Here is a 12,540-nt window from a genome sequence, read left to right on the forward strand (position 1 = left end):
TTCATGACGACTCTTTCGGGCAAGACTGCACTGGTCACCGGTTCCACCAGTGGTATCGGCCTGGGCATCGCCCTCAGCCTGGCCAAGGCCGGGGCCAATCTGATCCTCAATGGTTTCGGCGATGCGTCCAAAGTGATTGCCGAAGTCGAGCAATTCGGCGGCAAGGTCGGCCATCACCCGGCCGACGTCAGCGATCCGGCGCAGATCGCCGACATGATCGCCTACGCCGAGCGTGAGTTCGGTGGTGTCGACATTCTGGTCAACAACGCCGGCATCCAGCACGTGGCACCGGTGGACGAGTTTCCGGTGGAACGCTGGGATTCGATCATCGCCATCAATTTGTCGTCGGTGTTTCACGGCACCCGCCTGAGCCTGCCGGGCATGCGCGCCAAGGGCTGGGGCCGGGTGATCAATATTGCTTCGGTGCATGGTTTGGTTGGTTCGGTGGGCAAAGCGGCTTATGTCGCGGCCAAGCATGGGGTGATTGGCTTGACCAAAGTGGTCGCCCTGGAAACCGCTACCACCAACGTCACTTGCAATGCGATTTGCCCAGGTTGGGTGCTGACGCCGTTGGTGCAAAAGCAGATCGACGATCGCGCCGCCACCGGCATTGATCCGCAGCAGGCGCAGCATGATTTGCTGGCCGAAAAGCAGCCGTCGCTGGAGTTCGTGACGCCACCGCAATTGGGTGAACTGGTGCTGTTCCTGTGCAGCGAAGCCGGTAGCCAGGTGCGTGGCGCGGCGTGGAATATTGATGGCGGGTGGCTGGCGCAGTAATTCACCGCGTTCCCTGTGGCGAGGGAGCTTGCTCCCGCTGGGTGGCGAAGCCGCCCCAAGAGGTTCCCAGCCACAACCCGCTGCCTGCATTTGCGACTGCTGCGCAGCCGAGCGGGAGCAAGCTCCCTCGCCACAACAGCGTGCTCGACCATAGCCTTGTGCCTACAAAAGAACAAAGAGGCAGACCATGTCCGACATCCTTTGGCAACCCACCGCCGAGCGAATCAGCAAAACCCGCATGGAGGCCTTTCGGCGCTTCATCAATCAGCGTCACCACCTGACTATCGACGACTACCCCGCCCTGCACCAATGGTCCATCGACCAGCGCCCGGACTTCTGGCAGGCCATCGTCGATTTCTTTGACATACGCTTTCATCAGCAACCCGACGCGGTGCTCGTGGAAGGCCCGCAGATGCCAAGCGCCCAGTGGTTTCCAGGCGCGACCCTGAACTTCGCGGAACACCTGCTAAGCCGACGCGACGATGCCGTGGCGGTAATCGCCGTGAGCGAAAACGGTCAGCGCGAACAGCTGACCTGGGCCGAACTGGCCGAGCATATCGCCGGTTTTCAGAACGGCTTGATTGCCGCCGGTGTCGGACTCGGCGACCGCGTGGCCGCATGCATGCCCAACACTTGGCAGACCCTGGTGGCGATGCTGGCGACCACCAGCCTTGGGGCGATCTGGTCCTGTTCTTCGCCGGACTTCGGCACCCAAGGCGTGATCGACCGTTTCGGCCAGATCGAACCGAAAGTGCTGATCACCTGCGCCGGCTACCGTTATGCCGGTAAGGAAATCGACCAAACGATCAAGGTCAACGAAATTCTCGAACGCCTGCCTTCGTTGCAACAGCTGGTCATCGTGCCGTACGCACGGCCCGAAACGCACATCGAAAACTTCCACACCCAGGCCAACGTCACGCTGTGGGACGACTTTTATGTCCCCGGCGGCGAGCCGGATTTCGTCCCGGTGCCGTTCGCCCATCCGCTGTACATCCTCTATTCCAGCGGCACCACCGGCGTGCCTAAATGCATCATCCACAGCACCGGCGGTACGCTGTTGCAACACGTCAAGGAACACGGCTTGCATTCGGACCTCGGCCCCGGCGAGCGTCTGTTTTACTACACCACGTGCGGCTGGATGATGTGGAACTGGCTGGTCTCGGCCCTCGCGGTGGGCAGTGCGGTGGTGCTGTACGACGGTTCGCCGTTCCAACCCGATCCGGAACGCTTGATCGACCTGATCGACGACGAGCGCATCAGCGTGTTCGGCACCAGCCCCAAGTACCTCGCCACACTTGAAAGCAGCGGCGTGAAACCCAAGCAAAGTCACGACTTGAGCAGCCTGAAAACCTTGCTCTGCACCGGTTCCGCGCTATCGCCGCAAAGTTACGATTACGTTTATCGCGACCTCAAGGCTGATGTGTGCCTGGCCTCGATGTCCGGCGGCACCGATATCGTCTCCTGCTTCGTCAACGGCAACCCTATGTCGCCAGTACGTCGCGGTGAAAACATGGGCAAGAGCCTGGGCATGGCCGTCGAAGTGTGGAACGACGCGGGTCAACCGGTGATGGGTGAAAAAGGCGAATTGGTGTGCGCCCGGCACTTCCCGGCGATGCCCATTGGCCTGTGGAACGACCCTGACGGCGACAAGCTGCGGGCCTCGTATTTCAGCCAGTTTCCCGGCGTCTGGGCGCAAGGGGATTACGCCGAACAGTTGCCCCACGGCGGGATGATGATCCACGGTCGCTCTGATGCAGTGCTCAATCCCGGCGGCGTGCGCATCGGCACGGCGGAAATCTATCGTCAGGTGGAAAAAGTCCCGCAGGTACTCGACAGCGTCGCCATCGGCCAGCAATGGCTGGACGACGTTCGAGTGGTGCTGTTCGTGCGCTTGCGCGATGGCGTTGAACTGGATGAAGCGCTGCAACAGCAGATTCGCCAGGTCATCCGCGCCAACACCACGCCGAGGCATGTGCCGGCGAAGATCGTCCCGGTCACCGACATTCCCCGGACCATCAGCGGCAAAGTCGTCGAATTGGCGGTGCGCAATGTGGTACACGGGCAGAAGGTGAAAAACACCGATGCGCTTGCCAACCCAGAAGCGCTTGAGCAATTCCGCAACCGCCCCGAACTCAAGACTTGAAATACCCCCCTGTAGGAGCTGCCGCAGGCTGCGATCTTTTGATCTTGCTTCTTAAAATCAACGTCAAAAGATCGCAGCCTGCGGCAGCTCCTACAGAGTTACGCTACCCCCCAGCATCACTCTCATACCTGTGGCGAGGGAGCTTGCTCCCGCTGGGCTGCGTAGCGGCCCCAAAAGATCGCAGCCCGCGGCAGCTTCTACAGGGGGTTTTGTGTCAATCCATCAGTCCCCATTCACCGGGCGATGCCTCGGTATGCAACTTCAGGCGCAAGCGCAAGTTGTTGACCGAATCCGCATGCTTCAGCGCTTCTTGCTCATCAATCGCCCCTTCCAGCACCAGCGCATACAACGCAGCATCAAACGTCTGCATCCCCAGCGCCGCCGACTTTTCCATCACCCCTTTGAGGTCCGAAAACTCATTACGCCGGATCAGATCGCCAATGGTCGGCGTCCCCAACATCACCTCCACCGCCACCCGCCGTTGACCATCACGGGTGCGTACCAAGCGCTGGGAAACGAAGGCCTTGAGGTTGTTGCCCAGATCATTGAGCAGTTGCCCCCGGCGCTCTTCGGGGAAGAAGTTGATAATGCGATCCAGCGCCTGATTGGCGTTGTGGGCATGCAGCGTTGAAAGCACCAAGTGCCCGGAATCGGCAAAAGCCAGTGCGTGCTCCATGGTTTCGCGGTCGCGGATTTCGCCGATCAGCACCACATCCGGCGCCTGGCGCAGGGTGTTTTTCAACGCTGCATGAAAACTGCGGGTATCGACGCCGACCTCGCGCTGATTGATGATCGATTTTTTGTGCCGGTGGATGTACTCGATCGGGTCCTCAATGGTGACGATGTGCCCATGGCTTTGGCGATTGCGATAATCGATCAACGCCGCCAAAGAGGTCGACTTGCCCGAATCGGTGGCACCGACGAACAGCATCAGGCCTTGCCTTAACATCACCGTTTCAAGCAGTACTGAGGGCAACTTGAGGTCTCGAAGCGTGGAATGTCGAGTTTGACGTTGCGCACCACCATCGACACATCGTTACGCTGTTTGAAAATATTGACCCGAAAACGGCCGATGCCCGGCAGAGAGATCGCCAGGTTCATCTCCAGTTCCCGATCGAACTCCAGCCGCTGTTCGGCGTCCATGATGGACGCGGCCATCGCCGCAATTTGCCCCGGTTCGAACGGCCGGTCGGTCAAGGGTGTGAGAACGCCGTCGAACCGCGCGCTGGGTGGCGCACCCGTAGACAGATACAAATCGGAGCCATCCTGGCTGGCCAGGCGTCTTAACAACGCATCGATTTCCATGGCAAAAAACACCTGCGAAGCATTCAATGAGAAAATGACCCGAAGCGGGTCATCCAGCGTCTACCGCTCAGCAAGCATAGTTGACGCCGCCACACCGACTTAAGTGCAGGACACCTTGATGAACGCATCACCGACCGGCAGCGATGCCCAGGCCTTGATAGCCAGACTGGACTGGGCGAGCAGTCCGCTGGGCGCTGCCAGTCACTGGCCGCAGAGCCTGCGCACGGCCGTGGACATCGTGATTCATTCGCCGATGCCCATGTTGTTGCTGTGGGGGCCAGAGCTGACGCAGATCTACAACGACGGCTTCGCCTTGCTGGCCGGCAACAAGCATCCGCATGCTTTCGGACAGCCAACGCACCTGATTTGGCCTGAGTTAAAAGACTTTACCGACCCGATTTACAGCGCCGTCCTACAAGGCCAGGTGCGAACCTACAGCGAACAGCGCTTCAGCCTGCAACGGGATGGTGAGGATTCCGACTTCTGGCTCGACCTTACCTACAGCCCCATCCGCGACGAAAACGCCGAAGTCGCCGGGATTCTGGTCACCGCCATCGAAACCAACGAGCGCCGGCGCATCGCCCTCGAACTGGAACAGCGCTCCGCCGCCAGCCTCAAGGCCCAGCAAGAAACCGAAGAACGCCTGCAACTGGCGCTCGCGGCCACCGACGCGGTCGGCACCTGGGACTGGGACATCAGTGAAGACCGCTTCATCGCCGACGCTCATTTCGCCCAATTGCACGGCGTCGAACCAACCCTCTCCGGCCAGTTGCCGATCAGCGAATACCTGCACGGCGTCCACCCCGAAGACCGCACCCTGATCGCCCGCAGCATCAAGCACTGCATCACTCACGGCACCGAATACGCCGAGGAATATCGCCTGCTGCAACCCGATGGCCAATTGCGCTGGGTGTTTGCCCGAGGCCGTTGCTACAAGGATCACCATGGCCGGCCGATCCGCTTCCTCGGCGCCGCCCTCGACCTGACTGATCGCAAGAACACCGAACAGGCCCTGCGCCAGAGCCAGACCGAGCTGCAACTGATCATCAACGCCATGCCGATCCTGATCAGCTACGTCGACCGCGAGGAACGCTTTCGCCTGAACAACGCCGCGTATCTGGACTGGTACGGCTTGACGCCCCAGGAACTGTTTGGCCGGACAATTCGCGAGGTCTTGGGTGATGAGGCCTACGCCCTGCGCGCCGAGTACATCGCCGAAGCGCTGTCCGGCAAAACCTGCTGCTTCAGCATCAGCACCCCACACCGTGATGGCAGCCTCCGTCAGGCATTGATGAACTACCTGCCACGCCACGGCGCAGACGGCGCGGTGAATGGCTTCTACATTTTCGTGATCGATGAAACCGAGCGTAAACAGACCGAAGAAGCCCTGCGCAACCTCAACGAAACCCTCGAAGAACGCGTGAGCGCCCGCACCCGTCAGTTGGCCGAGGCCAATGAAAAACTGCTCAGCGAGATGTTCGAGCGTGAACGCGCCGAAGAAGCCTTGCGGCATGCGCAGAAGATGGAAGCGGTCGGCCAGCTCACCGGCGGCATCGCCCATGACTTCAACAACATGCTCACCGGGATCATCGGCAGTCTGGACCTGATGCAGCGCTACATTGCCGATGGCCGCGCCGCCGAAATCGCCCGGTTCACCGAAGCGGCAGTGTCCTCGGCCAACCGGGCTGCCGCCCTCACCCATCGCCTGTTGGCGTTCTCCAGGCGTCAATCGCTGGATCGCAAACCGCTGAACGCCAACGACTTGATCCACTCCCTGGAAGACTTGCTCAGCCGCACCAAGGGCGACCACATCGAACTCAAGCTGCAACTGACCCAAGACGTCTGGCTGGTCAGCACCGACGTCAGTCAGTTGGAAAACGCCCTGCTCAACCTGGTGATCAACGCCCGGGACGCTATGCCCGATGGCGGCCAGTTGTGCATCGAGACCGCGAACGTGTACCTGGACGGCAGTGATATCACCACCCTGGAACCGGTCAAGGCTGGCGATTACCTGATGATCGCCGTCAGCGACAACGGCACCGGCATGACGCCCAAGGTATTGGCCAAAGCGTTTGATCCGTTCTTCACCACCAAACCCATCGGCCAGGGTACCGGGCTCGGGTTGTCGATGATCTACGGCTTTGCCCAGCAATCCGGCGGCCACGTGACCCTGTTCAGCATGCCCGGCCAGGGCACCAGCGTGCGTTTGTACCTGCCGCGGCTGTACGGATTGGAATTGGAAGATGTGCTGTCGCCCGTGATCAGTGAGGCGCCGTCGGCGATTGCCGGCGAAACCGTGGTGCTGGTGGAAGACGATCCAGCGGTGCGCATGCTGGTGTTCGATCTGCTCAAGGAGCTGGGTTATCACGCCTATGAAGCCGAAGATGCGAAGGCCGCCCTGCCGTTGCTCGAATCCGATTTGCGCGTGGACCTGCTGGTCACCGATGTCGGGCTGCCGGGCATGAATGGTCGGCAACTGGCAGAGATTGCCCGGCAGCATCGCCCTGAACTGAAAGTGCTGTTCATGACCGGTTATGCGGAAAAAGCTGCCGAGCGTCAGGGCTTTCTCGAAGATGGCATGGACATGGTGGCCAAACCATTTTCCATTGATCTGTTGGCCAACAAGATTCGCACGATGATCGGCCAACCCGAGTGAGTTAAGGCATAATCGCGCGCCCCGCTGTCACCACCGTTGCAAGGTAATTACTCCATGAAAGCTCAAGCCCGCCATATCCTGGTGAAAACCTCGGAAGTAGCCGAGCAGCTCAAACAACGCATCGCCAAGGGTGAAGCGTTTGATGTGCTGGCCAAGAAGTATTCCACCTGCCCGTCCGGCAAGCGTGGCGGCGACTTGGGTGAAGTGCGGCCAGGGCAGATGGTCGGCGCAATCGATGCGGTGATTTTCAAGAAACCGCTGCGGGTGGTGCATGGGCCGATCAAGAGCAAGTTCGGGTATCACCTGGTGCAGGTGTTTTACCGGGACTAACTTGCTTCATGGCCTCTGTGGCGAGGGAGCTTGCTCCCGCTCGACTGCGCAGCAGTCGCAAACCCTGTTCACTCGATGTGCCTGACTAATCGAATCAAGCAGGTTTTGGGGCCGCTTCGCGGCCCAGCGGGAGCAAGCTCCCTCGCCACAGGGGATCCCTTTCAAGGCCTGGGAATCAACGCCCCCGGCACCTGAATCACCCGACTCGCCAACCGATGCCCCGCCTGCGCCGCCTCGACCGGGCTGCCGCCCTGGAGTCGTGAAGCCAGATACGCCGCACTGAACGAATCCCCCGCCGCCGTGGTGTCTACTACTCGCTCAACCTTCTGCGCCGGTACTTCAAACGACTCGCCCGCACAACGGATCAGACACGCCTCGGCGCCACGCTTGAGTACCACTTCAGGCGTGCCGATTTGCTCGTAGGCAGCAAATACCGCCGCGCAATCCGAGAAATGAAACAGCGCCTGTTCGTCATCGACGGTCAGCAGTGCCAAGTCAACATAAGGCAGTACGCTGCGATAGGCCGCCCGCGCCTCCTCCACCGAAGCCCACAGCCGAGGCCGGTAGTTGTTGTCGAAGACGATCCGCGCATCGCGTTGTCGGGCTTCGTTCAAGGTTTCCAGTAATTTTTCCCGGCCCTGCGCACCAAGCACCGCCAGGGTGATGCCGCTGAAATACAGCAAGTCGTAATCCGGCAATGCGGCCAGGATCGGCGCGGCGGACGCAGTGGTGAAGCAATCGCGGACCGCCGCCTCATTGCGCCAATAGAGAAAACGGCGCTCGCCAGCGGCGTCGGTCTGGATGCAATACAAACCCGGCAAACGACCGGGTAAACGCTGGACCATGCCCAGGCCGATGTTTTCCGCGGCCCAGCTCTGGCACATGGCATCGCTGAAGCTGTCGTCACCCAGGGCGGTGACGTAATCCACCGTGCCGGCGGCGCCGAGTTCGCGGGACAGGTAGACCGCGGTGTTCAAGGTATCGCCGCCGAAACTCTGTTGCAGGCTGCCGTCGGCGCGGTGTTGCAGCTCGATCATGCACTCGCCGATCAGGGCGATGCGCGGGGTGTTGGGGCCCAGGGTGCTTATGGTGTTCATGTTGTGGGTCTCTGGCATTTCGCTGTCGTCTTCTCGGGCCTCATCGCTGGCAAGCCAGCTCCCACAGGGATTTTTGAACACTGGAATCCTTGTGGGAGCTGGCTTGCCAGCGATGGGCTCAACGCGGTCTCAACCTTAGAAACAGGTTTCCATGGTTTCGATGACGTTCAACTGCTCATCCACCAGACACCCCGTGCGCCACTTGTCGAACGTCAGGCACGGGTGCGAAGTGCCGAACGAAATGATATCGCCCACGCGCAATTCAACCCCTGCCGCCACGGTCATGAACGCATGCTGGTCCATCACCGCCGTCACCTTGCAGGCGCTCACGTCGTCGCCCTTGGCCGGCACTACACCGGCCTTGTAACGCAGCAATGGCACCGGCAGGCCGGCGTCGTAAGCCACATCGCGTTTACCCAGGGCAATCACCGCGAAGCCCGGTTCCGGCATCGACTGCACATGCGCCCAGACTTCGAGTGCCGGACGCAAACCTTCGTGCAAGTCGCTGCGACGGTCGAGCACGCAGCACTGCGCTTCCTTGTAGATGCCATGGTCGTGGGCCACATAACTGCCGGGACGCAGCACACTGAGGAAACGACCGGCGGCGTTCTGCGCTTCAAACTCTTCGGCAATCAAGTCGTACCAGGCCGAACCCGAGGCCGTGATGATCGGCTTGGGAATCGCGAACGCGCCGCTGTCCTGCAACTGCACCGCCAGGCGAACCAAAGAACCGGCGAACGCGCGGATACCGCTCACCGCGTGATCGCCGTGAATCACGCCTTCATAGCCTTCGATGCCGGTCAGGGCCAGCGCCGGTTGCGCGGCGATGGCCTTGGCCAGGTCGAGCACTTCCTGCTCGCTGCGGCAACCGCAACGCCCGCCGACCACGCCGTACTCGATCATCACGTTCAAGCGCACGCCACGGGACGCAAAATAAGCGCCGAGGTCGGCCACGTTGTCCGGATGATCGACCATGCAATGGAAGTCGAACGTCGGGTCGGCCAGCAGGTCGGCGATCAGCGCCATGTTCGGTGTACCGACCAGTTGGTTGGCCATCAGCACCCGGCGCACGCCATGGGCATACGCAGCACGGGTTTGCGTGGCGCTGGCCAGGGTAATGCCCCAGGCGCCGGCGTCCAGTTGCCGACGAAACAGCGCCGGGGTCATGCTGGTCTTGCCGTGCGGCGCGAGTTCGGCGCCGCTGTTGCTGACGAATGCCTGCATCCAGCGAATGTTGTGCTCCAGCGCTTCGCGATGCAGCACCAGCGCGGGCAAGCTGACGTCGCGGACAAGGCTGGCGCCAGTCTGGGCAAAACCCTTGTCCACGGCAGCCGTGTTTTCGGCAGTAGTCATGGTCGAACTCCTCACGTTCGCGGCCGCAAGCAGCCGCTGTTATTCGTTGATGCGACGGGCCAGGCTGTTTGCGCTTTCGATCAGCACCCGGCGGTAGTCGTTGTAATTGTTTTTGGCATCGGCCCGGGGGGCGACGATGCACAGGGTCGCGATGGCCACGCCGTTCGGATCTTTGACCGGGGCGGCGAAGCAATGGGTAAAGGTGTCGGCGACGCTATCGAAAGAGAAGAAGCCATCGATACCGGCCTGACGGATTTCCTCGAGAAACTGTTCCAGCGGCAGGCGTTCACCGTTGGGCAGGATGAAGTCGTCGTGGTCGATCAGGTCGATGATCGCCTGGTCACTCAAGTGCGCCAGCAGCAGGCGCCCGGAGGCGGTCCAGGGAATCGGCGCGTTCTCGCCGATGTCCGAGGAAATGCGGAAATGCCGCTCGCCCTCCTTCATCAACGCCACGGTGTATTTGCGCCCGTTGAGCAGGCACATCTGCGCGGTTTCACGGGTTTGGCTGACGATTTCCTGCAAGGCGTGATCGGCCTCGCGGGTCAGGTCGAAATGACGCAAGTGCGCCTGCCCGAGGAAGTACAGCTGACGGCCGAGGTAAACGTGACCGTCCTTGCCAACCGGCTCCAGAATCCGCCGCTCCAGCAACGAGGCCACCAGCTCGTAGACCGTGGACTTCGGGCTGCCGATACCGCTGGCGATGTCGTTCGGGCGCAGGGGCTGACCGATCTCCTTGAGGAAATCGAGGATATCGAACGCCCGGTCCAGACCGCGTGCCCGGCGCTTGATGGTGTCTTCGGTCATGTCAGTGATTTCCATACAAATTCACCGGGGAATTTAACCAGAGTGCTGTGGCGACCGTCAGGACGCCATCGCTGGCAAGCCTGCTCCCACAGGTTCCGTGTGCTGCAACAAATTTGCAGGCAGACTATCAATCCCTGTGGGAGCTGGCTTGCCAGCGATGGGCGCACCTCGGTTCAGGCCTTTTTCTTGTACGCGATGCAGTCGATCTCGACCTTGCAGTCGACCATCATGTTCGCCTGCACGCAGGCGCGAGCCGGGGCGTGTTCGGGTTTGAAGTACTCGGAGAAGACCTTGTTGAAACTGGTGAAATCCCGCGGATCCTCCAGCCACACGCCAGCACGCACCACATCTTCCAGGCCATAACCGGCCTCTTGGAGAATCGCGATCAGGTTCTTCATGGTCTGGTGGGTCTGCTCGACAATGCCACCCGTAATGATCTCGCCGTCCACCGCCGGCACCTGCCCGGAAACGTGCAACCAGCCATCGGCTTCAACGGCACGGGCGAAAGGGCGAGGCGTGCCGCCTGCAGCAGCGCTACCGGTGCCGTAACGAGTAATGCTCATGAATGTTTTCTCCTGATTGAAAATGGAAGGATCAAGATTGGGTGCTTTTGGAAATCTCTGCCATCCGTGGAAATTGGACGGTGATAATTCCGCTATAACGGAACGTGATATGCAATAGCGGAATGAATGACAGAAGTCTGCCACAGGTTGCGAAGGGAATGTGGCGGATATTGAAATTTGTTTTGAATCGGGAGGGTCTACAAAAAGCAAGAGAGAGGCGCTGCGAAATCTGTGTCGGGTAGAAGCTACAGTTGGCAACGAGGAAGCAACGCCGAAGGGTTGCCCTCCAACCGCTGTTTTTTCACTACGCTTCAGACCGTGGGTCAGTTGATTCTCGACAACCAACGCGCGATCAAGGGTGACGATGTACAAAACCATTGAAGATGAAGTGTTGAAAAAAGCCGCGCCAGCCGAACTGAAGGCTGAATTTATCCAACATGATTTCGAACGCCTGCGCACCTTTTGCCAATTCATCTATGCCGCCAGTATCGCGGTGTGGGTGGTATTCGACCTGATCATCAGTTTCGTCGGCGGCCAACGTTTCACTTGGGTCTCACTGATGTTCATGGGGATTTTTGCGATCTTCGCGATCATCTTGACGTTCATCCGCGATGCCCGGCATTTCCATGTCTTCAATCTGCTGTTCGTCTTCTTCATCGCCCTCGGCGTGCGCCTGCTGATCGATGGCTTGCCCGCCGATTTCCGGCCCGCCTGGCAGGTGCTGGCGGCATCGAGCATGTTGTATGGCGCCTCTGTGCTGCCACTCAGTCGCTGGTCGTTCTATGGTGCGCAGATCGTTACCTGGCTGATGCTCAACCCGTTCTTCCATACCAATGTGGGGTTGTTTGATTTGCAGGGTGTGATGACCTTTTGTTACACGGGATTCTTCTGCGCGCTGACCATTTACAGCTTCCTCACTTTGCGCAAGGCCAAGCTCTACAACTTCATCATGTCCAAATTGCTGCTCGATCAAGCCTACGTCGACACGCTGACCGAGATTCCCAATCGCCGCTCGTTCATGGCTCACGCCAACCAACAGCTGGACGCCACACCGCGTGAGCACGATCACTACCTGGCGATGATCGATATCGACAACTTCAAGAAGGTCAACGACCTGTACGGGCACGACATCGGCGATGAAGTACTCAAACGCATCGCGGCGGACATTAAAACGGTGATGAGCGACTTTGAGTTCGCACGCTTGGGTGGCGAGGAGTTTGCGATCTATCTCGCGGGTGTGCGCCGCGAAGATGTCGAGTCGCTGGCGGGTGAGTTGTGTCGAGTGGTGCGCGAACAACCGACCCGGCACCCGGTGACCATCAGCATCGGCCTGACCCGGGTGCTCGATGGCGATACGCTGAACCAAGCGTTGATCAAGGCTGACAAGGCACTGTATGAGTCAAAACATACGGGGAAGGATCGGTATACCTTTCATGGTTGAGATCGCCATCGCTGGCAAGCCAGCTCCCACAGCGATCAATGGTGCTCACAAATTACCTGTCCACCACAGAA

Annotated in this window: 9 protein-coding genes and 1 pseudogene; 5 read left to right on the plus strand and 5 right to left on the minus strand. The window is 60.0% G+C overall.

Features of this window, described 5'->3' with window-relative positions; genetic code table 11:
• Positions 1 to 3 precede the first annotated feature (3 nt).
• A complete protein-coding gene (gene hbdH / locus NL64_RS05570) occupies positions 4 to 777 on the plus strand; it encodes a 3-hydroxybutyrate dehydrogenase (RefSeq protein WP_034147156.1) in 774 nt (257 codons plus the stop codon).
• Positions 778 to 964: 187 nt separating this feature from the next.
• The gene (locus NL64_RS05575) at positions 965 to 2,920 is read left to right on the plus strand and encodes an acetoacetate--CoA ligase (RefSeq protein ID WP_034147157.1); all 1,956 of its coding nucleotides are present in this window, start codon (positions 965 to 967) and stop codon (positions 2,918 to 2,920) included.
• A 214-nt stretch (positions 2,921 to 3,134) separates the two neighbouring features.
• On the opposite strand, the pseudogene NL64_RS05580 reads toward NL64_RS05575, so the two are convergent.
• A pseudogene (locus NL64_RS05580) lies at positions 3,135 to 4,225 on the minus strand (PilT/PilU family type 4a pilus ATPase).
• Between the two features lie 118 nt (positions 4,226 to 4,343).
• On the opposite strand from NL64_RS05580, the gene NL64_RS05585 reads away from it, so the two are divergent.
• Positions 4,344 to 6,881, plus strand: a complete 2,538-nt coding sequence (locus NL64_RS05585; RefSeq protein WP_034147158.1) for a PAS domain-containing hybrid sensor histidine kinase/response regulator — start codon at positions 4,344 to 4,346, stop codon at positions 6,879 to 6,881.
• Between the two features lie 54 nt (positions 6,882 to 6,935).
• A complete protein-coding gene (locus NL64_RS05590; RefSeq protein WP_034147159.1) occupies positions 6,936 to 7,211 on the plus strand; it encodes a peptidylprolyl isomerase in 276 nt (91 codons plus the stop codon).
• A 161-nt stretch (positions 7,212 to 7,372) separates the two neighbouring features.
• Here the strand turns inward: NL64_RS05590 and NL64_RS05595 are convergent, their stop codons facing one another.
• From NL64_RS05595 to NL64_RS05610, 4 genes are all read right to left on the minus strand, one after another.
• Complete coding sequence (locus tag NL64_RS05595) at positions 7,373 to 8,308, minus strand: sugar kinase (protein WP_034147236.1); 936 nt, start codon at positions 8,306 to 8,308, stop codon at positions 7,373 to 7,375.
• A 135-nt stretch (positions 8,309 to 8,443) separates the two neighbouring features.
• Complete coding sequence (locus NL64_RS05600) at positions 8,444 to 9,661, minus strand: amino acid deaminase (protein WP_034147160.1); 1,218 nt, start codon at positions 9,659 to 9,661, stop codon at positions 8,444 to 8,446.
• 39 nt (positions 9,662 to 9,700) lie between these two features.
• Positions 9,701 to 10,465, minus strand: coding sequence for an IclR family transcriptional regulator (locus NL64_RS05605; protein ID WP_034147237.1), 765 nt, complete (start codon positions 10,463 to 10,465; stop codon positions 9,701 to 9,703).
• A 173-nt stretch (positions 10,466 to 10,638) separates the two neighbouring features.
• Positions 10,639 to 11,028, minus strand: coding sequence for a RidA family protein (locus tag NL64_RS05610; protein WP_034147161.1), 390 nt, complete (start codon positions 11,026 to 11,028; stop codon positions 10,639 to 10,641).
• Positions 11,029 to 11,392: 364 nt separating this feature from the next.
• Between NL64_RS05610 and NL64_RS05615 the strand changes: the two genes are divergently transcribed.
• The gene (locus NL64_RS05615) at positions 11,393 to 12,469 is read left to right on the plus strand and encodes a GGDEF domain-containing protein (protein ID WP_034147162.1); all 1,077 of its coding nucleotides are present in this window, start codon (positions 11,393 to 11,395) and stop codon (positions 12,467 to 12,469) included.
• Positions 12,470 to 12,540 lie beyond the last annotated feature (71 nt).

Origin of the sequence: Pseudomonas fluorescens (assembly GCF_000802965.1) — a bacterium.
GTDB classification, from domain to species: Bacteria; Pseudomonadota; Gammaproteobacteria; order Pseudomonadales; family Pseudomonadaceae; genus Aquipseudomonas; species Aquipseudomonas fluorescens_A.